This window comes from Dyadobacter sp. CY351 (genome assembly GCF_021502625.1).
GTDB lineage: Bacteria > Bacteroidota > Bacteroidia > Cytophagales > Spirosomataceae > Dyadobacter > Dyadobacter chenhuakuii.
Genome location: NZ_JAKFFU010000006.1, coordinates 241931 through 262078 on the forward strand (window position 1 = coordinate 241931; position 20148 = coordinate 262078).

The 20148-nt window shown below is 44.9% G+C and carries 26 protein-coding genes; 20 read left to right on the plus strand and 6 right to left on the minus strand.

Features of this window, described 5'->3' with window-relative positions; genetic code table 11:
- Positions 1–40: 40 nt before the first annotated feature.
- Entirely contained in the window at positions 41–502 is a 462-nt protein-coding gene (gene tnpA, locus L0660_RS13485) for an IS200/IS605 family transposase (protein ID WP_255712331.1), read from the plus strand.
- Positions 503–530: 28 nt separating this feature from the next.
- On the opposite strand, the gene L0660_RS13490 is transcribed toward tnpA, so the two are convergent.
- Positions 531–986 carry a hypothetical protein gene (locus L0660_RS13490; RefSeq protein ID WP_235159938.1) on the minus strand — a complete coding sequence of 152 codons (456 nt, stop codon included), beginning with the start codon at positions 984–986 and terminating at the stop codon, positions 531–533.
- Between the two features lie 85 nt (positions 987–1071).
- Between L0660_RS13490 and L0660_RS13495 the strand changes: the two genes are divergently transcribed.
- The 5 genes from L0660_RS13495 (at position 1072) to L0660_RS13515 (ending at position 4707) form a co-directional block, all read left to right on the plus strand.
- On the plus strand, positions 1072–1425 hold the full coding sequence (locus tag L0660_RS13495; RefSeq protein WP_235159939.1) for a DUF6152 family protein: 354 nt from the start codon (positions 1072–1074) through the stop codon (positions 1423–1425).
- 2 nt (positions 1426–1427) lie between these two features.
- Positions 1428–1901: a DUF6644 family protein gene (locus tag L0660_RS13500; RefSeq protein WP_235159940.1), complete on the plus strand. Its 474-nt coding sequence runs from the start codon at positions 1428–1430 to the stop codon at positions 1899–1901.
- Between the two features lie 127 nt (positions 1902–2028).
- Positions 2029–2646 carry a 2'-5' RNA ligase family protein gene (locus L0660_RS13505; protein ID WP_235159941.1) on the plus strand — a complete coding sequence of 206 codons (618 nt, stop codon included), beginning with the start codon at positions 2029–2031 and terminating at the stop codon, positions 2644–2646.
- Positions 2647–2675: 29 nt separating this feature from the next.
- The gene (locus L0660_RS13510; RefSeq protein ID WP_235159942.1) at positions 2676–3272 is read left to right on the plus strand and encodes a 2'-5' RNA ligase family protein; all 597 of its coding nucleotides are present in this window, start codon (positions 2676–2678) and stop codon (positions 3270–3272) included.
- Between the two features lie 100 nt (positions 3273–3372).
- A complete protein-coding gene (locus L0660_RS13515; protein ID WP_235159943.1) occupies positions 3373–4707 on the plus strand; it encodes a WG repeat-containing protein in 1335 nt (444 codons plus the stop codon).
- Between the two features lie 24 nt (positions 4708–4731).
- On the opposite strand, the gene L0660_RS13520 is transcribed toward L0660_RS13515, so the two are convergent.
- Positions 4732–5325, minus strand: a complete 594-nt coding sequence (locus L0660_RS13520; RefSeq protein WP_235159944.1) for a 2OG-Fe(II) oxygenase — start codon at positions 5323–5325, stop codon at positions 4732–4734.
- A gap of 75 nt (positions 5326–5400) precedes the next feature.
- Positions 5401–6141 carry a DNA-formamidopyrimidine glycosylase family protein gene (locus L0660_RS13525; RefSeq protein WP_235159945.1) on the minus strand — a complete coding sequence of 247 codons (741 nt, stop codon included), beginning with the start codon at positions 6139–6141 and terminating at the stop codon, positions 5401–5403.
- Positions 6142–6272: 131 nt separating this feature from the next.
- On the opposite strand from L0660_RS13525, the gene L0660_RS13530 reads away from it, so the two are divergent.
- From L0660_RS13530 to L0660_RS13545, 4 genes are all read left to right on the plus strand, one after another.
- Positions 6273–6518 (plus strand): hypothetical protein, encoded by a 246-nt coding sequence (locus L0660_RS13530; protein ID WP_233796464.1) that lies wholly within the window; start codon positions 6273–6275, stop codon positions 6516–6518.
- Between the two features lie 122 nt (positions 6519–6640).
- Positions 6641–8965 (plus strand): mechanosensitive ion channel family protein, encoded by a 2325-nt coding sequence (locus L0660_RS13535; protein WP_235159946.1) that lies wholly within the window; start codon positions 6641–6643, stop codon positions 8963–8965.
- A gap of 137 nt (positions 8966–9102) precedes the next feature.
- Complete coding sequence (locus tag L0660_RS13540) at positions 9103–10140, plus strand: LacI family DNA-binding transcriptional regulator (protein ID WP_233796462.1); 1038 nt, start codon at positions 9103–9105, stop codon at positions 10138–10140.
- A gap of 17 nt (positions 10141–10157) precedes the next feature.
- Entirely contained in the window at positions 10158–10796 is a 639-nt protein-coding gene (locus L0660_RS13545; RefSeq protein WP_235159947.1) for a bifunctional 4-hydroxy-2-oxoglutarate aldolase/2-dehydro-3-deoxy-phosphogluconate aldolase, read from the plus strand.
- 66 nt (positions 10797–10862) lie between these two features.
- On the opposite strand, the gene L0660_RS13550 is transcribed toward L0660_RS13545, so the two are convergent.
- Positions 10863–11099 carry a DUF3072 domain-containing protein gene (locus L0660_RS13550; protein WP_235159948.1) on the minus strand — a complete coding sequence of 79 codons (237 nt, stop codon included), beginning with the start codon at positions 11097–11099 and terminating at the stop codon, positions 10863–10865.
- 104 nt (positions 11100–11203) lie between these two features.
- Between L0660_RS13550 and L0660_RS13555 the strand changes: the two genes are divergently transcribed.
- Entirely contained in the window at positions 11204–11860 is a 657-nt protein-coding gene (locus tag L0660_RS13555; RefSeq protein ID WP_235159949.1) for an SDR family NAD(P)-dependent oxidoreductase, read from the plus strand.
- A gap of 163 nt (positions 11861–12023) precedes the next feature.
- Entirely contained in the window at positions 12024–13442 is a 1419-nt protein-coding gene (locus L0660_RS13560) for a dienelactone hydrolase family protein (protein ID WP_235159950.1), read from the plus strand.
- 62 nt (positions 13443–13504) lie between these two features.
- Here the strand turns inward: L0660_RS13560 and L0660_RS13565 are convergent, their stop codons facing one another.
- Positions 13505–13933, minus strand: coding sequence for a VOC family protein (locus L0660_RS13565; protein WP_235159951.1), 429 nt, complete (start codon positions 13931–13933; stop codon positions 13505–13507).
- A 154-nt stretch (positions 13934–14087) separates the two neighbouring features.
- Between L0660_RS13565 and L0660_RS13570 the strand changes: the two genes are divergently transcribed.
- From L0660_RS13570 to L0660_RS13580, 3 genes are all read left to right on the plus strand, one after another.
- Positions 14088–14591 carry a PH domain-containing protein gene (locus tag L0660_RS13570; protein WP_235159952.1) on the plus strand — a complete coding sequence of 168 codons (504 nt, stop codon included), beginning with the start codon at positions 14088–14090 and terminating at the stop codon, positions 14589–14591.
- A gap of 43 nt (positions 14592–14634) precedes the next feature.
- Positions 14635–15039 carry a response regulator gene (locus tag L0660_RS13575; protein ID WP_233796455.1) on the plus strand — a complete coding sequence of 135 codons (405 nt, stop codon included), beginning with the start codon at positions 14635–14637 and terminating at the stop codon, positions 15037–15039.
- A 106-nt stretch (positions 15040–15145) separates the two neighbouring features.
- Positions 15146–15904, plus strand: coding sequence for an oxygenase MpaB family protein (locus tag L0660_RS13580; protein ID WP_235159953.1), 759 nt, complete (start codon positions 15146–15148; stop codon positions 15902–15904).
- 37 nt (positions 15905–15941) lie between these two features.
- Here the strand turns inward: L0660_RS13580 and L0660_RS13585 are convergent, their stop codons facing one another.
- Positions 15942–16694, minus strand: coding sequence for a DUF72 domain-containing protein (locus tag L0660_RS13585; RefSeq protein WP_235159954.1), 753 nt, complete (start codon positions 16692–16694; stop codon positions 15942–15944).
- A gap of 309 nt (positions 16695–17003) precedes the next feature.
- On the opposite strand from L0660_RS13585, the gene L0660_RS13590 reads away from it, so the two are divergent.
- The 5 genes from L0660_RS13590 (at position 17004) to L0660_RS13610 (ending at position 20050) form a co-directional block, all read left to right on the plus strand.
- Positions 17004–17534, plus strand: a complete 531-nt coding sequence (locus L0660_RS13590; protein ID WP_235159955.1) for a DUF2911 domain-containing protein — start codon at positions 17004–17006, stop codon at positions 17532–17534.
- A gap of 129 nt (positions 17535–17663) precedes the next feature.
- Positions 17664–17882: a hypothetical protein gene (locus L0660_RS13595; RefSeq protein WP_233796451.1), complete on the plus strand. Its 219-nt coding sequence runs from the start codon at positions 17664–17666 to the stop codon at positions 17880–17882.
- A gap of 28 nt (positions 17883–17910) precedes the next feature.
- A complete protein-coding gene (locus L0660_RS13600) occupies positions 17911–18687 on the plus strand; it encodes a hypothetical protein (RefSeq protein ID WP_235159956.1) in 777 nt (258 codons plus the stop codon).
- Positions 18688–18891: 204 nt separating this feature from the next.
- A complete protein-coding gene (locus L0660_RS13605) occupies positions 18892–19467 on the plus strand; it encodes a porin family protein (RefSeq protein ID WP_235159957.1) in 576 nt (191 codons plus the stop codon).
- A 166-nt stretch (positions 19468–19633) separates the two neighbouring features.
- Positions 19634–20050, plus strand: coding sequence for a hypothetical protein (locus L0660_RS13610; RefSeq protein WP_235159958.1), 417 nt, complete (start codon positions 19634–19636; stop codon positions 20048–20050).
- The last annotated feature ends 98 nt before the right edge of the window (positions 20051–20148 follow it).

Here is a 20148-nt window from a genome sequence, read left to right on the forward strand (position 1 = left end):
TGATGCTTAGTTTGCCTGCCAGATATCTAGTTCGACACACATGGCAAACACCTACTCTCAGATGTACATTCAAGCTGTATTTGCGGTCAAATACCGCCGGGCAGTTCTTGATAAGGAATGGAGGGCGGAGTTAATGGCCGTCATTGGCAATTTGATCAATGAAACTGGTTGCAAAACAATAATAGTTAACGGCGTTGAAGATCACGTACATTGTTTCTTTGTCTTGAAGCCTTCCATTTCTGTTTCAGAAGTGATGAAGAATGTCAAGGCAAAATCCTCAAAATGGATTAATGATAATCGATTGCTCGCTGGAAGATTTGAGTGGCAGAGAGGTTTCGGGACGTTCTCATACAGTCAGTCACATATCGACAGTGTTACCAAATACATTCAAAATCAAGAACAACACCATAGCAAGGCGACTTTCCGAAACGAGTATATTGAAATGCTAACGAGATACGGAATTGACTACGATGAGCAATATGTCTTTAAAGGATTGATCTAATCTTACTAATTTTCGGGTTCAGCCTCCATCACTTCCTCACATAAACCTCCAATATCTCCTGATCAATGCCCAAGCTGTCAATCTTCTCGATGCCAGTTTGGATGAGCGTGTCGCCTTTCAAACGAAGTTTGAAGTGGAAATCGCGGTTTTCCCAGTCGCGGTAGTTGCAGTATTGAAGATGTTCTGAGTATTCTTCACCTTTTAATGTGTAGGTGCCGCCGCCAGCGTCAAAAACGGCCGTATCGCCTTTGCCCTGATTGATATCGTGTTTCATGAAAGTGAAATGCGATGCCGTAAACATTTTGATCATTTCCTGGTTCTTGATCGGAAATGTGACAAGCGTGTCGTTCTTGGTGATCACTTTGCTGGAAGAAAGTGCCCATGTGCCAACAATGGAGGGAGAAGTTGTGTCAGGATCGTTCTTTTTTTCGCCGCAGGCAGCACAAATTGTCAGAAAAGCAAGGGTGTAAAATTTTGATTTCATTAAGGTTACAGAAATTAGAGTTGGATTTGGCTTTCAAGTTAATGGATTATTTCTTTAACTTTAAATACACTAAACTCAACATTTTATGAAAGGCTTAAAAAACTTGACGATGGTGCTGGTGATCTTGCTTTGCGGCTCCTTCACCATGTTGCATCACGGCTGGGCGGATTACGACCAAACCAAGCCACAGGATTTTGAAACAAAAATTGAAGAATCGATTTACGAAAACCCGCATGTGCTCGCGAAGGTCAAGTACAACAAGGAAATGTATACCGTATTTCTGGCGCCCACAAGCCGCATGACGGATCGGGGACTTACTGGCGATATGATCAAAAAAGGCACATCTGTGAGGCTTGTCGCTTATCCGCATAAGACCGAAAAAGGTGAAATGCGCGCTGAGAGGATCTTCGTGGATGGTAAGAAATTCGAACTTCGCTGATAGTGCTGGATTTTCTCGACTGGCTGGAAAAAACTTCTTGGGCAGTAGGCATCCGTCAATCATTGTGGCTGTATCCGATATTGGAAATCGTTCATATATTGGGCATAGTGATGTTGGTAGGGCCCGCCTTTATGTTTGATCTGAGGCTGTTAGGCTTCTCAAAAAACATTCCCTTGGCCAGTTTGGCTGAACATTTACTACCGTGGTCGCGCAGGTCGCTGCTGTTGATAATCCCATCCGGCGCATTGCTGTTCATCACGAACGCCAATGCGCTGGGTGTTGATCCTACTTTCTGGACGAAAATGAGCTTTATTGTCATCGGGGCGATTAATGTGTTCGTTTTTCACCGTTTTGTTTTCAGATCCGGATCAACAAATCCCGACACCTACTTTTCATTTCAAACCAAAATTACTGCCTGTGTTTCTATCGCAGTGTGGATTGCCACCATTGCCTGCGGCCGGTTGCTAGCTTATTAAATAGTCTCTTTGACCAGAACTAATTCAGCATCGCAGCCTTTTCGTCTCGGTGATATAAAACGGAATTTGCATCTTATCAACATTGATTAGAATGTATTCCTGCCGATATTTACGATGTGGCCTACCAATGATGAAACAAAAGACATTCTCTGTTTACACCCTCGCTATAAATCCCGATGAACGTATCATCCGGCTGGTTAAGACGCTCAAAAGGCGCCTGAAAACGCACTTAGGCCGTAGTTACGGGAGCGTAAATTCCCTGGCGCATATCACATTGATAGTGTTTGTGGCCAGTGAAGATGATTATCAAATGATTCTTGCTGAATTCAAGAGAGTGCTGGCCGGACTGGCGCCATTGGAAATCGAACTCTCCGGCTTCGGTGATTTTTCTGAACAACCTGAATGCACCTTCTACATAAAGCCAGGCGATGAATCCGTACAGCAAATCGCCCGGTACTGTAAAAGCATGGGAGCGAACTTTAACAAGCTTTTGAGGCAAAGATGTACAGATCGTTGGGATACGATAGGCCGGAAAAAGCCGCATATGACCATTGCATGTGAACTCACCCTCGGAGAAATAAAAGCCTCTTACGAATTCTTCTCCGGGACATTTACCGAGCAGTTTACATGTAACTCGTTCGTAATGCGCAAATACAACGAAGAAAAACGCCAATACGAATTTATGGACACCATCCCCCTGCTCGGCCACGAATATATGGTAGGGCAGCAGATGCGGTTGTTTTGACATAAAAATTTACAATCAATACAGACTACATGGAGCAATACTCCCTAGCCATCATGCCCGGCGCGGCGATTTCGGTTGATGTTGCTGAGATGAAGCAGCAGTTGAAAAGTGCTTTTGGTAAAAGTTATGGCAGTGTCAATGCGGAGGCGCATATTTCTTTGGATGGATTTGAGGCCGATGAAAATGATTATCCGTATATCCTGGCCGAATATCGCCGTATCGTTGCTGAGCTGGACCCTTTCGAAATCCACTTTTCAGGATTCGATGATTTTGATAAGGGTAATTATTCTGCGTTTTACATTAAGCCAACCATTGATTCTTCCAATGCGATCAGGCAGCGTAGCGAGGCTGTGATGAAAGCATTTGATAAAAAGCTTAAAAAGCAATACACCCGGAAATGGGCCGATGAGTCGAAAAATCCGCATATGTCGGTTGGTCGGAGGCTTACGAGGGAGTGGGTTGAGCTGGCATATGCCACGTTGCCGACGTATGAAGCAACTTTCTGGTGCGACTCGCTTGTTATTCGGAAATACAATGAAAAACGTCGCCAGTATGATGTGGTGGATGTGCTTCCGTTAATGGGATCTCCTGAACCACTTGCGCAGCTGGATCTTTTTCAACCTTGATTTACAACATAACAATGCCGGTAATTATCCAATCAATGTGCATAATGGGTATATTAGTCGCTGGTGACATTATGGATGTTGGATAAATTCTTTTGCTGGGATGTTTCAGAAGGCTGTTAGCTGGGTGCTTATTATATGTTTTGCCGCATTTTTTCAGGGTGCATTTGGCCAGTCGGTTCCGGTTCCCGGGAAGCCATGGCTTTCAGAATACAATGTATATAAAGAGTACAAAGGTGTATATGTTGTCAAGAAGATAACCATTCCCTGCCGGGCTTACGAGACTTTTCTGGTTGATAACAATGGCAAAAAGCTGACGCCCGCTTACCGGGATATCGGTGAGTTTTCAGGTGATCTGGCGGAGTTTGTGCCGATGGAATTGGATGAGGAAAAGCTTGGCCGCCACGGTTTTATCAATAGGAGAGGCGAGGTAGTGATCCAGCCGGTTTATGTTTCAACAGATAAATTTTACGAAGGGAAAACCTGGGTAATTTATCGCGCCGGAAAGCAAAACGGTCTTTCCTACATCGATTCCACGGGAAAGGAAATTTACAAAGTCCCCATCCAGTATTTCAGAAAAGACTTTTTAATCTCCGCCGCTAAGGTGGATATGATTTGCAACCAGGACACGCGGGAGGACATTCTCTGGTGGAAAGGCCGCAACTATTTCATCCTGAACTGGAATTTCAGTCCATTCATTGAGAAGGAGGTGAAGAGCTCGAAGTACATCTATCATTTTCTATATGAAGGGAAATACGGGATTATTGATAACAAAATGATCTTGCGCGTGCCCGTTTCGCTGGACGACATTGATCCGGAATATAAGTTTTCGGGGCAGGGGATGGAGCGGGTAAAGTATGGGGATAAGTTTGGTTATATCAATGTCTTCACCGGTGAACTTATCACCGATTTTTTATACACGGACACACGTAAGCCGACTTCCGGGCTATTTTGGGTTAAGAAAAATAACAAATGGGGTTGTATCGACAAAACGGGCAAAACGCGCATTCCATTCCGATACGACGAGGCAACAGGCTTCACCAGCGAAGACCGCTCGGCCGTAGCGATAAACGGAAAATTTGGTCATATTGACAAGAAGGGAAAAATCCGGACGCCGCTCAAATACGATTTCGCATCCTACTTTAACCGCGGTATTTCCATGGTCCGCATCAATGATAAATACGGTTATATCGATATCAATGATCGCTACATTATCGAGCCCATTTACGACGAAGCACTTCCATTTGATAAAGAAACAACCGTAGTGGAACGCCTTTGGCTGCGCTTCGAACTCTCCATGAAAGGTGAAGAAAAATTTATAGGCTTCTCCTACAAGCTCAATGCCATTTTTATCCTGATCGGCTTGGTGCTGTTTGTTTACATTAACAGCTTCATTTTCAAGCGTGTGCAGCAAGCAAGGGCAAGGAAAAAGAATTAATAACCATACCGTAAGATTGTTCTGTTAACCCACCTTCAGCCAGCCCGTAATGCTCATCCGGGGCCTGTTTGTTAAGAGTACTTCGTGTTCCAGTTCGCTGCTTTTGAAGAAGACACTTTTGCCGTTTGTTGGGATAATATCTTGTTTATGATCGGTGTTGTGAATGCGGAGCTGGCCGCCGTCGGCCGAGGTCCAGTTGGTGTTCAGGTACATGATCATTGAATACTGGCGGCTGGGATTATTCCGGAACTGGTCAAGATGCTTTTTGTAAAAACTTCCTGATGGATAAAACGCATAATGAAATTCGTATCCAGTGATGCCTGTGTAACATGTGCGGTTCAAATGTTCCACAAAGCGGTCTATCAAATCAAAAAAATCATTTTCATAAGGATCATTATGTTTGCGGTCCAGCCAGTAAATGCTATCGCTGCGGTATAATGTGTTGTGAACGACTTCGGTGTCGTTACCGGTTCCGGCGGAGAGAAGCTGGTTGGTTTCCAGCAGCGACGTGAGGTTGGATTTGAGATTGGACGCGAGTGAAGTGCTCAGAAAGTCCGTGGCTATGCCTACTTTGTTGTCGATGTAGCTGTCGATCAGTTCATTAAAGATGGTTTGCAAACGATGTTGATAACCGATCCGGTGATTTCCGGGTCTGGTGAAGATAGCATTTTTCGCTTACATTATCGCCTAAGGTCAGTTCTCATAAAACACCTGACAATTTTCGCAGAAGTAGCTTCGTCGTTTCGTTTTGCCAAGATATTCTTTGTGAAATGGAATGAGACAGCGTGGACATGTTTTCTTGGTGTGTGCAAGCCAGTGTTTTTTTAGGGTAAATTCTTTTTTCCAATGCAGAAAATGGAAACTGTAATGGCTGGTTTCCCTGACCAATTCTTTGAGTTTTGCTTTTGGCAGCGCGCCAATGTTGCTGAGCGGGTGCACTTGAATGCGGAACAGCACCTCGTTTTTGATAATGTTGCCGCTTCCGGAGAAAATGTTCTGGTCTAAAAGTGCGTCGCAAGCCAGCATTTTCGGCTTGTCTTGCAATTTGTTGATTGCTTTCTCGGGGCTCCATTGATCCGACATGATATCGCTGCTCCAATCATAGATCGCATCGGCAGGCTGTTCCAGGATTGCCACGGAGCAGGCGTAGAAATTCATCTCGGCGTCGTCGAAAACAAGCGTGAGACGTGGTGGTGTTTTCTTGCGCTCGTTGATGAGATAGGAACCAAACAGCATGAAATGGATTCGTAAGGTAAAGTCCTCGAAGCACACCAGGAAATGCTTTCCCCAGGATCGGAAAGCGAGCACTTTCTGGTCGGTTAGCCGGTCCTTGTCAATCTTGGAATTGCCTTCTGCAAGTCTGATAACCTGACTTTCCAGATGCAGCGCATCGATTGCTTCTCGTAAAATAACAATGGACGGTCCCTCGGGCATGGTATAGTTGGTTGATGAATAACTGGCTTGGCCTTCTCAAAAATTAATGCCAATCGCAATGCTGTTTGCAGGCACACTTATTGAGTAAGTCGACATGCACCTTTACTTTTAACCAAAACCAACAAATAGCAATGGGAAAAGGCAAAGATCTTTTTGGATATTATAACGATTTGGCCAAGACGAAAGGTCCGCAAAGCGAAGAGAGCACTTATGCAGGCGTGTTGTTCCAGGCGCTTCTGATGGTAGGAGAGCGTCGCGTTTTCGAACTCCTGGAAGAAGCCGATGCGACTGGCAAAAAATTGCAGTTGCAAGCCTCCGCAGTTCCGGCGGGGAAAGACGATTGTCCCGACTGCATTGTGCTGGTTGACAAGGACTGAGGCCAATCGGGATAGGTCCTTGCTTTGCGTATAACTTGGCACGGTTGCTATTAAGGCGGGCCGCTGGTATGATTTTTAGTTTGAAAAAAGGGTTTTAATGTTCCTGCACAGCTAGAATTCATATGACCAAAAGTAAATTCTTTTCAACACTCATTATAATATTGCTGCTTTCACTCCGGATTGCAGCGCAAGACACCACAAAAAAGACTACACGCACAGTTGCTATTCCCGATACGCTTTTATTTAGAATTGAAAAAGCACAGGCGGTCATTACCCAAATTAATGGCGCTAATAAAAAGGGTTACGACAGCGGTTTAATCAAAGAAGAACTGGTAGGCGTTAAGCGCAATGTCGACCAGATTCAGGCAGCAGTAAGCGCCGAAAATGCCATTCCAAGCAGTAAAGATTTGCAGAATTACAAGCTGATGCTCACCGATGTGCAGCAGCGCACAGGGCAGTGGCGCAAGACGCTGAGCAAGCATAATAATGACTTACAACTGCTTTCCGAACAAGTTATTGAATTTAGCCGCGATTCACTGCTGGATATCAAGGCGGGTGACAGCACCCAAAAGAAGCTTTACTCCGGGCAAATCGCCGATTTGAAGCTGAAATTGCAGGATGCAGGCAAAACTACGACTGCAAATCTGGACACAGTGAGCAGCCTTCTGGCCGAGGTCTCTGAGGTTTTCTTTCGCGCAAACGATCTGGAGACTACTATTAATGATTATATCAAAGAGTCCGGTCGAAACCTGCTGGGGAAGGAGTCGAGTTACATTTGGAAAGCGCCGCCGGGCAATATGAACCGGAGCGCGAATGACATCATTAAAGTTTCATATACAGGCCAAAACAAGATCCTGCGCTATTTTTTGCAGTCGACCTGGGATAATCGCGTGCTTCTATTTCTGTTTTGTATAGGATTCTTTGTCTGGATTTTCGTCAATTTCCGGCTGGCTGCCTCTGCTGCGATCAGCAGGGAAATCGGGCAGCTCGATTTTAAATACATCAATCCAAAGCCAGTTCTTGCCACGTTTATCGTCCTTTTCAATATTACGCCCCTGTTTGAACCGCGGTCGCCATCAATTTATATTGAGCTGAACCAGTTTTTGCTGCTGATAACGATGAGCATCTTCTTTATGAAGAGGCTTTCCGGCAAACAGTTGGTATGGTGGTTTTCGGTGCTTGTTATTTATGTGCTAACCATCATCAGCAACATCATTGTAGGCGAATCCCTCTTATCACGCCTGGCACTAATGTTACTGAATGTTGGCTCTATTGCCTTCGGAGTCTGGTTTTTCAGGAAGTTGCGGGAGGTGAAAATGGAGGAAAAATTCATCAAGCCGGTCTTGATCATCTACATTGTTTTAAACATTCTGGCAGTAATCCTCAATGCGCTGGGACGCATATCACTCGCGAAAACGTTCAACATTACAGCCATCAGCGGGCTTATTCAGGTATTAAGCCTCGGCATTTTTGTACACATTGTATTGGAAGCCCTAGACTTGCATATGAAGGTAAGTGTTGCTTCAAAGAGGCTTTTTTCGCGTGTTAATATTGAGAAGAGCCGCGTTACTTTCACTAAGCTGATGTCGTTCGTTTCCGTGCTTCTATGGATCCTGGTTTTCTGCATCAACCTCAGTATCATTGAACCCATATTTGGTTTTCTGCTGGATATCCTTGAGAAAGAGCGCACATTTGGTTCGGTGACATTTACCCTTGAAAATGTGGTGTTCTTTTCGGTAATCATCTGGCTGGCTAATAAGTTACAAAAACACATCGATCTGCTGTTTTCGGGGCCGGATGTTAATTTTACGGCAGATTCTGTCCATAAGGGCTCCAAACTGGCGCTCGTCCGGCTGGTTATCATTGTGGTTGGTTTCCTGGTTGCCATTACCGTTTCCGGGGTTCCGCTCAGCAAAATTACCGTGTTGTTAGGAGCATTGGGTGTGGGTATCGGACTGGGTATGCAGAACATTGTCAACAACTTCGTGTCCGGTATTATCCTAATTTTTGAAAAACCCTTTACGATCGGTGACTACATTGAACTGGCCGACAAAAAAGGGAAAGTGCTTGATATCGGGATCCGGTCGAGCCGGATGCTTACGCCTCAGGGTTCAAAAGTGATTATTCCAAATGGCGATCTGCTCTCGGGCAGGCTGGTCAATTATACGACCAGCAATGCGCGTTTGAAAGCGGAAATTACTTTTAAAATCAGCACGGATGCAGATCTGGAACAAGTCAAAAAGATAATCAACGACATTGTCGACAAGGCAGAGGGCGTCGTTAAAAAAGCGCCCCGGCAAGTGTTGTTCAATGCCATTACAGGTGACAGCATTGAGCTGAAAATCCTGGTTTGGCTGAATAGCGTTTACTCAGAAACCACTTACAAAAGCTATGTTTTAGAGCAGATCTTGATCCGCTTTAAGGCGAATGACATCAAGGTGATGTAATAACGTATTTCAAAAGGCACATTAACCCGCATTTTCAGGTTGATGTGCCTTTTTTATTATTTTATATAAAAATTACAGGACAACATTTTGCTGTTTAATCGTTTAAACATACATTTGACGGCATTAACCTGCCACAAATGAAGAAAATATCCCTTAAAGACATAGCTCAAAAAGCAGGCGTATCTACTGCCCTGGTTTCCTATGTCCTTAACGGCAAAGAGAAGGAAACCAGAGTCGGTGAAGCGATTGCTAAAAAAGTGAGAGAGATTGCCAAAGAGCTCAATTACCAGCCTAATCATCTCGCTAAAAGCCTCAGAAGTGGCAAAACGCACACCATAGGGCTTATTATCGCCGATATTTCCAATCCATTTTTTGCCAACATTGCCAGGGTCGTAGAAGACGAAGCCAAGCGGAATGGTTATACCGTGATCATTGGCAGCTGTGATGAAAATGCAGAGAAGTCCTGGGACTTGCTCAATGTCCTCATTAACAGGCAGGTCGACGGTTTTATCATCGTTTCCTGTGAAGGTTCGGAAAACCAGATCCGGTATCTTAAAGAACGCAACCTTCCATTTGTGCTGCTGGACAGGCACTTTCCTGACATTGAGACAGATTTTGTCGCGACCAACAATTACAAAGCTTCCTATGATGCGGGAATCCATTTGATAGAGTCGGGTTACGAACGCATTGGCTTAATTGCTTATCAATCAGAGATGTATCATATGGTCGAAAGGATCAGGGGATACAAACATGCGCTGAATGATAACAATATTGCTTTCGATGCTAACTGGTTAAAGGAGGTTACATTCGAAAACATGGAGCAGGAAGTTAAAACTGCTATTGATGCGTATCTGGCGGCGGATTATAAAATAGAAGCACTGATTTTTGCCACTTATGGCCTGGCGATCAACGGATTAAAATATATCAATGAGCTGCGCCTGAAAGTGCCATCGGATCTGGCAATCGTTAGTTTTGGCCAGGCAGAGGTTTTTGATCTTTATTATTGCCCAATTACTTACCTGCGTCAGCCATTGGAATTATTGGGCAAAACATCCGTAGAATATCTCCTGAAAAAAATGAAGAATCCCGAAGAAGGAATGAAGCAAACTTTGATGGAAGCCAAGCTGATTGCAAGAGATTCCTCCATGGCCAAATCCACATGGATGGCTGAATAAATAATAAAACACAAGTTATGAACGATCGTACATTTTCCTGGGAATTGTTTAACAAAGCGCCTTTGGTGGGCATTATCCGCAATATTTCACCCGATGATGTCCAGAAGATCCTTCCTATTTATAAGGAGGCCGGACTGACGACCATTGAAATTACCATGAACACAGCCGGTGCCGCCGAGATGATCAGGTTGGCTCTGGAAACGGAAGGTGAAGGGCTGAATATTGGTGCAGGGACCGTGTGTACAAAGGATGATCTGGAAATGGCGTTGGAAGCTGGCGCGCAGTTTATTGTAACGCCGATCATCAATAAAAAAGTAATCAAATCGTGCGTAAAAAAGAAGGTGCCTATTTTCCCGGGTGCATTCACGCCGACAGAGATTTACAACGCCTGGACCTTAGGCGCGACGATGGTGAAAATCTATCCTGCAACTTCACTTGGCCCTGAATATATCAAGGATCTCAAAGCGCCGATGAACCAGCTGAAACTGCTGCCGACCGGTGGCGTAAGTCTCGAAAATATGAGCGCCTTCCTGAAATCCGGTGCCAATGGTCTGGGGGTAGGAGGGCAGTTGTTTGATAAAAAACTGATTCAGGAACAAGACTGGGAAGGCCTGAAAGCACATTTCCGTCAATTCCACAGCAAACTCGCTTTGTAATTTAATGAACAAAGGCCGCTTGCAAGTTTGCAAGCGGCCTTTGTTCATTAATGCATTGAATGTCAATCATTTCAGGCCACGGCCCGTTTTGTGCTGCAACTTATCGATTCTCTTGGACGCTTCTGCTTTGCTTAATGTTTCATCAAATTCTTCGCCAGCTTCGTCGGAAAGCGTTTTGAGATAGGATTGTTGCGCACCCGTCATCGGTTCGTCGCCGGTTGTCCACTCGTTAGGATCTTTTACAGTATTGGATCCTTTTATCTGGTCATTTTCGTCAGACCCGTTTTTATTTATATCAGCCATGATTATATCGGTTTTTTAAGCTGATATAAAAAAACTGAGCCAGGCATTTAAGTTAGTCGCAGAATAGCTTTTGATGATGGAGATTCGAATTGTAGATTTGGGGTATGGAAAACATTCTGATTACAGGCGGCACAGGAAATCTTGGTAAAACAGTTGTAGAAACATTAGCAGAAAGTGGCTATCACTTGCATCTCGCAGTCAGAAAAGATGTCGGGGATAGCGCTGAAAATGTGTCGTTTTATCCAACAGATTTAGCTGATAGTAAGCAGGCTGATGCATTTGTGCAGAACATTTTAGATACAAATGCAAAGATAAAAGCAGGGGTTTTCCTTGCTGGCGGTTTCCAGCCCGGTAATCTTGCTGAAACTTCCATGGATGACATTACGAAGATGGTGAACCTTAATTTCGCGACAGCATTTAATGTTGCCCATCAGCTCATTGCCCATTACAAAACAGTCGGCGGCGGCAAGCTTATTTTTGTCGGGTCGAAAGCGGCCATGGATTTCAAAAATGCAGGCAGCAATTTCGCCTACTCATTGTCGAAACAGCTGCTCTACAACTTCTCGGATCTCATCAATCAAAGTGAAGCAAATGCCGGGATCACTTCGCACATACTTCTCCCTGGAACCATTGACACAGTAACAAACCGCGAAGCCATGCCCAACGCGGATTTTTCCGAATGGACAGATCCGGCCGCTATTGCCCTTACTATCCAGGATATTCTATCAGGAAAAGAGTCAAATGCAGAGATACAATTCTGATTTTAGGGATCAGTATCCGGCTTGCAATGCTGAACCGTTGGTGCTGATTGTGAACCGCTTATGTAAAGTAAGTTAGCTGGGAAAGTAGTTTGAGGGGTTGTTTGTTTTGTTTTATAGATGCAGAAACAAAAGGAACAGCACCAGCTAAAACACTTTCCAGACTATGCAAAACCGCCCTCTATCCCGTGACTTTTATTCCTTCGCTATATTTTTCGTAGCAAGTTATATTGTTGTCAGCCTGATCCAGGCCGTTATAAGCTTATTACTCGGCAGCAGGTTTATAACTTTTCAATCGTTTCATTCGTGGCTTGCCGTGTCGCAGTCGGTTTTTGCTATCTCATCTTTTGCGCTGCTTAAATATTACTGGTCTAAGGGTTACAAAGTTGTTTTTGCCACGGCGTTGGTAAGCGCTTTGGTCTTATTTGTGCAGATGACCATGATTTATTTTTTGCTGATGCACCGCGATCTGAAATCGTTTTACATGAATTTGACCGTTGCAGGACTGGCTCTGAACGTGCTCTACGGAACAAGTTTGGTATTTTCCAATGCAGGGCAACGACCATGGTTAAAACGGGGTGGCTGGCTGGCAATTCTGACGGGGATCCCTTTGTGTGTGATTGCTTTGTGGTCCATAAAATCCCAGGATATTGAATTGCGATTGTTGCTGGACAAGACTTACAGGGTTATCGCTTTTTTCGGCATCTTGGTTCCGGTTACATTTTTGCTGGATTTATTAATGGAGAGCAAAAGCTTGAACAACGAGCGCGAAAGAAAGCCGGTAATTTTAAGGGAAGCTCTGAAAGTGGCGGCGATCATTAGCATTTTGTTCTTTGGAATGAGTTTCGTCGGTGAAAGTTATCGTTCCGGGACGCACCGGGCTTATGTCCCGTCAATGCAAGTGTTGAAACAAACGGCAGAATTCGGGCCGAGACATTATGTTGACCATAAGGGTGATACATTGCGCTATCGACTGGTCCCGCCGGTTGCCTATGACTCAACAAAAAAATATCCACTTGTTGTGTGTCTGCACCACGGAGGAGCGCATGGCAAAGACAATGTACGCCAGCTCTCCGCTGATCCCGCACCATTTCTGCTAAGCGACTCGATCAGATGGAAATACCCGGCTTTTATTCTCATACCACATTGTCCCAAAGGCGCAGGTTTTGGCGGCATTTCAGAATTTCCTGACATTGATACACTTGTTTTTGAGACCATCACAACGTTAGAAAAAGAATACTCCATTGATACAACCCGGCGCTATGTAATGGGTATTTCGGGAGGCGGTTATGGCTCGTGGCATTTCATCAGCACGCGTCCCGACATGTTTGCAGCGGCCATTCCCATCTGCGGGGCCGGTCACCCGGAATTAGCAAACCGCCTGACGAAAAAGCCGATCTGGGCGTTTCATGGCGCCAAAGACCCCCTTGTTTCGGTTGATGCCACACGGGATATGATCCATGCGATTGAAAAAGCAGGGGGCAAACCCAAATACACGGAATTCGGAAATTCAGGGCATGATATCTGGCGTTACGTACAGGCCGAACCTGGGTTGATGACCTGGTTGTTTGCACAAAAACAATAGGCTTACTAATGGCGGCAAGGTCGCTGAGGAAATCAGCGACCTTCGTATATGCTGCATTTATGTCAATGACCCTGTTGCGGGTAATTGATCATCCAGTTGATCCCGAATTTGTCCCGGAAACTGCCGAAGTAATCACCCCAGAAAGTATCTTCCAGAGCCATTTCAATTTCACCGCCCTCAGAAAGTCCCGCAAAAAGACGGTTTGCTTCCTCACGGCCATCGGTAAACACGGAAATATAGGCATAGTTGCCTAACTCTAATTTATGTCCCATGGAAGGAACGATGTCGGAGGCCATCAGCACATCGTCTTTGCCAATAGGAAGCGAAATGTGCATGATATGGCTTCTTTCATTTTCAGGAAGCTGCTCGGCTCCGGGCATGTCCGACATCCGTTGAACCATCAGAAATTCACCTCCGAAAACCGATTTGTAAAAGTTGAATGCCTCCTCGGCTTTGCCGTCGAAGTTAAGATAGGTGTTTAGTTTTGGCATGACGAAAAAATTGAAGGTTGATAGAAATTCGTATTAACAAAACAAAATTAGTGCGTTGCCAGAAACTGCATCGTCCGTAATAAGGACAATCGCAGGGGGAGGTTGGGACAATTGTGGAAGAAAGCTTATATTAGGGTAACCAAGCCTTTTAGCTATGACTTATAAAACCTCCTGGGATACGCTCGCCAAAATCGTGACCGCCGCTGTGACTGCATTGTATATTGGAATTTTCTTGCAGGTCTTCCTGGGCGATGGCGAGATTTCGCAAGGCTCGACCTACGTGATCGGCGTCATACTCATACTTAGTTACGGCCTGGCCTTTGCATTCCGGCCGGTGGATTACAAGGTCACACCCAACGAGCTAATCATCCGGAGATCATTCGATAAAGTGGTGATAGAGCGCAGCAATATTGCGAAAGTGGAAGCGCTGGATAGCGACAGGTTGCGATGGAGCCTTCGTACGTTCGGCGTGGGCGGGCTTTTTGGCTACTTCGGCAAATATTATCATCATAAAATCGGAAACATGACCTGGTATGCAACCAGAAGAAACAATGCTGTTCTGATCAAGACAGTGAAAGGAAAAAATATCATTATTACCCCAGACCAGGTCGATGCTTTTGTGGACGAATTCCAGATAGCAGGTAACGTATTGTCTTAGACGGTAATGATTAATATATTTGTTCTTCAAGTATTGAAAGAATATGGGAGAAGGACAGACAGTTCACCTCGCCGATGATGACGAGGATGATAGAATGCTGATTAAGGACGCTTTACAAGAAGCCAATCCCAATCTGACGGTGATCGAAGCGGAAAACGGCAAGGAATTGATTGAGAATGTTAAGGAGTCCGGCGACCTCTCTGAAACCGTTGTGCTCCTGGATATGAATATGCCCAAAATGAATGGCATTGAGGCAATTCAGGAAATAAGGGCAGAGCCGGGATTGAGCGAGCTGCCCGCCGTAATGATGTCCACTTCCAGCAATCCCGAGCTCAAAAAGAAAGCGCTGGCCGCAGGAGCAAATGATTTTATCGTAAAGCCCAACACATTCAAAGCATTGCTGGATGTGGCAAAAAGCATCCTGTCCCGATTTCTGGGGAAAAAATAACTTATACTTAGCGCAACTTATTCGATTTCACCTTGGAACTCTTCACTCTTCTATTTAACTTTGTTATGCAAAGTACTTTTTATTTTTAATCCAAATGACTAGTGGGATGAAATGGTTTGTGAAAGAAGATTCTGTTGTACGTGAGATTTGGGGAAATGCAGATACGATCCTTTTTATTTTCGCCGGGGCTTCGGCTGAGTTCGCAGTTAACAAATCCGTGGACTGGCTTTATTTCACAGGAAAACTTCCGGCCGATCCGCTGGCGCGGCTGTTTTCGACGGTTACTTACTCCCGCCGGATTGTGTTTTCCGAATATCACGCAGCATTGCAAGCGATTGACCAAATCACGGCCATTCACCAAAAAGTTGAAAAGGAGCGGGGCGCACAGATCCCGGATTGGGCCTACCGCGATGTGCTCTTCATGCTCATCGACTATTCAATACGCTCATTCGAACTTTTGGAAAGAAAGCTGACAAAGGTTGAAAAGGCTGAGGTTTTTGAAGTCTTCTACCAGGTCGGTTCGAGAATGGGTATCGGCGGCTTGCCGACCGATTATGAAGCATGGCTCGTCATGAGAAATCAGCAGCTGGATGAAAACTTTGTTAAAAGCGCATTTTCCATTGATTTATATAAACAATACAAAAAACATCTTGGTCTGCCGCGTTATGTCATGCTCAAAGAAGTGCAGGTCCGGCTTGTACCGCAGCACATAAACCAACTGCTTTCCCTGGGAAGCTGGTCAGTCCTGAAAATGGTCCTTCCGGCCTACAAAATTGCCCGCAGTTTTCGCCTGCACCAGTTTGTCAAAGATTTGATCCTGCCCGCAAAATATAAAATGGAAATAGCAGGACTGGATGCCCGCTGACATAGGAATCGCTTATAATAAATCGTTAGCCGCAACATTACACAGGGTTAGCCGCGGCATTAAGCAAGTTCAAATTCTTGATCGCTTCTCCCATGGTGTTGTTGAAATAGGCATAAACCGTCTTCCCTTCCGCTATCCAATCCTGAACCTGCTCGCCCGATTCGTATAAAAAATCATCTTCATAAGTGCCCCGGTAGTTGCCCTGCGGGCCGTGAAAGCGCAGATACTTAAAAGTCGAGTCCGATTCTGGAATGCCTGGTGCTGAGCCGGGTTTGTCATGCCTGACGATTTCACAACCAAATTGTTCTATCAGCTCAAAAAGCGCATCGTCATACCATGACTCATGCCGAAACTCCAAGGCAAGATTCCAATGTTTGTCAGGATCGGCGGCAGCAATCGCAATCAGCAGACTTTCTAATTGCGGCAGCATGATCGCTTTCAGGCTGGGAGGGAACTGCACCAGCAGCGCACCTTTTTTGTCACCAATGTTATCGATCACCTCAACAAATCTTCTTACATCATCCGGGTTAAAAACAAGCCCCTTGTTGTGCGAAATCTCACGCCAGAGTTTGAAGGTAAATTTGAAGTCATCCGGCACTTGTAACGCCCAATTCCTGACTGTTGAAGCCAGCGGAACCTTATAGAATGAACTATTGATTTCAATGCTGTTAAACATGGAGGCATAGTAAGTAAGGCGGCTCTTGTCTTTGAATTCTTCCGGATAAAACTGCTTGTTAGGCACCGGCAGCATTAAGCCGCTGGTGCCTGCGTAAAATGGGAAATTGGGCATATCTGTCATATTTATGCCAAACGTATTAGAAATTCATTCCTGCAGTGACCTGTATTGTCCTCGTCTTCAAGTTATCATAACCCGGGGATTCATAAAAAAGGACCTTGGTTTCATACTTGCCGAATCCCTCCTGGATCCGCACCGAAATGGGAATAGTCACTTTCCAAAGGTCCACTTCCAACCCTGCACCTGCTGTGAGGGCAATGGCTTAGGAATGTGGGGCACCTGGAAGATCCGTATCAATTTATAGGACAAAATGTCGATATTTAATAAAAATTGATTGATCTGAAATCTAAAAAACAAATTGACATGAAAAACAAATTCATCTTAAAGGGTTTTGTAATGTTTACCTGCATGCTGATTGCCTTTGCAGGCCATGCGCAGGACAAACCGAAAGCGAGTCCGGCCAAGACGGCAACCGGAAAAGCAGGCGGCGCCAACATTACCATCAGCTATTCTGCGCCTTCGGCGAAAGGCCGGAAAGTGTTTGGAGAACTCGTTCCGTTCGACAAAGTATGGCGTGCCGGTGCAAATGAGGCCACGATATTTGAAACCGACAAAGACATTATGGTTGAAGGCCAGAAACTCCCTGCCGGTAAATACAGCCTTTACGCGCTTCCGGGAGACAGTGAATGGTCCTTTATTTTCAACTCACAAACCGGCCAGTGGGGCATCAAACGCGGCGGCGAAACATCCAAAGACGCTTCCAAAGACGTCCTGACCGTAAAAGCCAAGCCAGCCAAAAGCGCTTCCATGGCTGAAACATTAGCCTACGAAGTAACCCCAACCGGCTTCCTCCTCCGCTGGGAAAACACCGAAGTGCCTGTAACGATCAAGTAATCCTATTGACTAGTGAAATCCCCGCAAACCGCAAGTTTGCGGGGATTTTTGGTTTAAAAGCATTATTTCACAGGACACAAGCGCGATCACGACAATGCTAGGTTATGAAACTTTGTGTATTTTAGAGCTATGAAAACAAAGTCAAAAGATTCGGCGGCACAAGCTATAAGCGTTGGTGATCCATATCTTACAAAGCGGTTGTTGGTCAGTAGAGCACAAAGTGCGGGCAGGGCGGCGGCAAAGGAAGCGATGGAGCTGATGGGTTATGTTGTGACCGTCAAAGATGGCTGGGTCGGGAAACTATATCCGGATGGTTCCTTTCAAAAAATGAAGCAACTGGACGGCTAGCTTTAACACGGAATACTATCATACATACTTGGAACACACTATATCTAATCAATCGCAGCTAAGGCTTCGTGTTTTTGCAGGTCCTAACGGTTCAGGAAAGAGCACTGTAATTAAGTCGATCGGAACAACCTTGATCAACGGCAAACCGCTCTATTTAGGCATTTATGTTAATGCAGACGATATCGCGGTTGCGATAAAAAACGGTCAATTCGATTTTTCCACTTACGAAATTGAATGTTCAAAGGAAGAGATTCTTCTTTTCGCCTCTACATCCGGTTTGCTGACAGCCAGCTTCAACGAAGACCAGATTGCAAAGTCATTTCATATAGAAACTAACAGACTGTACTTGCTCGCGGCTCAGTATGCAGAGCGTCTGGCGCAGATTATAGCCAGATTGTTAAGGGAAAAACTATTATTGGCAAGAAAACGGTTTTCGTTCGAAACAGTCTTTTCGCACGAATCCAACTTGGATATAATGCGGGCCGCAGCCGAACAAGGCTATAAGGTCTACTTATATTTCGTTTCAACTGAAGATCCGGAAATCAACAAATACCGGGTGGCGCTGCGGGTGAGAAAGAACGGCCACAATGTCCCTTCTGACCGGATCGAGAGCCGATATTACAGATCCCTTCAATTGGTGAAACAAGCCTCCGAACTAGCCTATCAGGCGTTTTTCTTCGACAATTCCATTGATAATGAACCCTACAAGCTCGTGGGACATTTCAAGCGCGTCGGCGCAGAAAAAATTTGGTATCCCACCAATATAAATGATACATCCAACTGGTTCCGGAAATATTGCATTTAACCTAATCGTAAGAGCGTAAATTCGCGCGGATCAGCAAGTGCTATCGCTGAGGGAAGTGGGGAAAATGGGGGGCAGATAGATGCTTGTGGTGGGTTGATTCGGATGGCATGAGATTTGGACTGATGTTTAATGAGGCCCGGTTGGTGCCGGGACTGCAAAGACAAATCGTCAACGGATTTGTAAATCATTAAACATTTTTAAATTATGAAAAAATTATTATTGGCTGCCGCACTGCTTATCTCAGTACAGTCAGCATTTGCCCAAAAATTTAGCATTGGACCAAAAGCCGGTCTGAACATCAGCAACTATACTGGCGGTGACATTGAATCGGATGCATTGGTAGGATATCACCTCGGTGGGATTATTAACTATGGTTTCGGCAAAGTATTTTCATTGCAGCCAGAGGTTTTATTCTCTACACAAGGAGCAAAAGTTGACAACGCGGGAAATAAATCTGACTTTAAAATTAGCTATGTTACCGTGCCTGTAATGTTTAAATTTAAGACAAATGGCGGGTTTTATGTGGAATTTGGCCCACAAGCGGGTTTCAGGACATCTACCGACATTCCGGATCAGACGATCAATAATTTCGCTAAAAACCTTGATCTGGCAGCAGCGGGTGGCATTGGCTATCATTCACCGATCGGACTTGGTGTAGGCGTTCGTTATATTGCAGGACTTTCCAAGGTTGGTAATTTCTCCGGCCAGAACATTGATCCTGACTTTAAGAACAGCGTAATCCAGGCCAGCATCTTCTGGGCTATTCCGTTGGTGAAATAAGGCATCTTACCTTCTGAAAAGAATTTGACAGGGAATGGGTTTTGACTCATTCCCTTTTTTTACGCCGTGTTTTTAACCGCTCTAAATTAGCATCAGCGCTGGTTGAAGTGAATTGGTTCTGATATTTTTGATTTTTGAACGATTCAAAAACACCCTTGCGCTCACTATGCAAATGATCCGTTACACTGTTCACAATGAAACAGTTCTGTATAATCTGAATGATTACATCAACCTTCTCCTGGAAGCGAAGGTATTGCACCCCGCCATGCCGCAGCTCCGAAAGAGCCCTAAGTCCGGAAAAACGCCGATGCAGATCGTTTTGGAAAAATTAGAGAAGTTCGAACCCATGTATTACATGCGCTACAACCACGATTTTTATGTGAATTGGGTGCTGTTTGAATATTTCTTCCGGCCATTAAAACCGTTGCTGGTTAATGTTGCAGACTGGCGAGATGATGATAGTATTTTTAAACAAACACAGCTTTTCATCAACGAGTCAACGCTTAAATCCCAAAAGAAAAGCGGTGCTCAGGCCGCTTCCTACTTCCAGAAAGTTACCTTGAAGCTGGCCGCCACCAACTGATATCTCCATTCAACGCTTCCGAATTTAACCTTCCTGTATACCACCAAAGCTTCGCTGAATAGTGATCTTAGGTTGGCATAACCGTACAAATGCTGTTC

Bases quoted from the DNA above. Each gene is read 5' to 3' on its own strand.
- L0660_RS13590 (WP_235159955.1), top strand. From the start codon at position 17,004: ATGAAAAACAAATTCATCTTAAAGGGTTTTGTAATGTTTACCTGCATG.
- L0660_RS13510 (WP_235159942.1), top strand. From the start codon at position 2,676: ATGGAGCAATACTCCCTAGCCATCATGCCCGGCGCGGCGATTTCGGTT.
- L0660_RS13570 (WP_235159952.1), top strand. From the start codon at position 14,088: ATGACTTATAAAACCTCCTGGGATACGCTCGCCAAAATCGTGACCGCC.
- L0660_RS13555 (WP_235159949.1), top strand. From the start codon at position 11,204: ATGGAAAACATTCTGATTACAGGCGGCACAGGAAATCTTGGTAAAACA.
- L0660_RS13535 (WP_235159946.1), top strand. From the start codon at position 6,641: ATGACCAAAAGTAAATTCTTTTCAACACTCATTATAATATTGCTGCTT.
- L0660_RS13540 (WP_233796462.1), top strand. From the start codon at position 9,103: ATGAAGAAAATATCCCTTAAAGACATAGCTCAAAAAGCAGGCGTATCT.
- L0660_RS13575 (WP_233796455.1), top strand. From the start codon at position 14,635: ATGGGAGAAGGACAGACAGTTCACCTCGCCGATGATGACGAGGATGAT.
- L0660_RS13530 (WP_233796464.1), top strand. From the start codon at position 6,273: ATGGGAAAAGGCAAAGATCTTTTTGGATATTATAACGATTTGGCCAAG.
- L0660_RS13595 (WP_233796451.1), top strand. From the start codon at position 17,664: ATGAAAACAAAGTCAAAAGATTCGGCGGCACAAGCTATAAGCGTTGGT.
- L0660_RS13545 (WP_235159947.1), top strand. From the start codon at position 10,158: ATGAACGATCGTACATTTTCCTGGGAATTGTTTAACAAAGCGCCTTTG.
- L0660_RS13560 (WP_235159950.1), top strand. From the start codon at position 12,024: ATGCAAAACCGCCCTCTATCCCGTGACTTTTATTCCTTCGCTATATTT.
- L0660_RS13495 (WP_235159939.1), top strand. From the start codon at position 1,072: ATGAAAGGCTTAAAAAACTTGACGATGGTGCTGGTGATCTTGCTTTGC.
- L0660_RS13610 (WP_235159958.1), top strand. From the start codon at position 19,634: ATGCAAATGATCCGTTACACTGTTCACAATGAAACAGTTCTGTATAAT.
- L0660_RS13550 (WP_235159948.1), bottom strand. From the start codon at position 11,099: ATGGCTGATATAAATAAAAACGGGTCTGACGAAAATGACCAGATAAAA.
- L0660_RS13490 (WP_235159938.1), bottom strand. From the start codon at position 986: ATGAAATCAAAATTTTACACCCTTGCTTTTCTGACAATTTGTGCTGCC.
- L0660_RS13580 (WP_235159953.1), top strand. From the start codon at position 15,146: ATGAAATGGTTTGTGAAAGAAGATTCTGTTGTACGTGAGATTTGGGGA.
- L0660_RS13585 (WP_235159954.1), bottom strand. From the start codon at position 16,694: ATGCCCAATTTCCCATTTTACGCAGGCACCAGCGGCTTAATGCTGCCG.
- L0660_RS13605 (WP_235159957.1), top strand. From the start codon at position 18,892: ATGAAAAAATTATTATTGGCTGCCGCACTGCTTATCTCAGTACAGTCA.
- L0660_RS13505 (WP_235159941.1), top strand. From the start codon at position 2,029: ATGATGAAACAAAAGACATTCTCTGTTTACACCCTCGCTATAAATCCC.
- L0660_RS13565 (WP_235159951.1), bottom strand. From the start codon at position 13,933: ATGCCAAAACTAAACACCTATCTTAACTTCGACGGCAAAGCCGAGGAG.
- tnpA (WP_255712331.1), top strand. From the start codon at position 41: ATGGCAAACACCTACTCTCAGATGTACATTCAAGCTGTATTTGCGGTC.
- L0660_RS13525 (WP_235159945.1), bottom strand. From the start codon at position 6,141: ATGCCCGAGGGACCGTCCATTGTTATTTTACGAGAAGCAATCGATGCG.
- L0660_RS13515 (WP_235159943.1), top strand. From the start codon at position 3,373: ATGTTTCAGAAGGCTGTTAGCTGGGTGCTTATTATATGTTTTGCCGCA.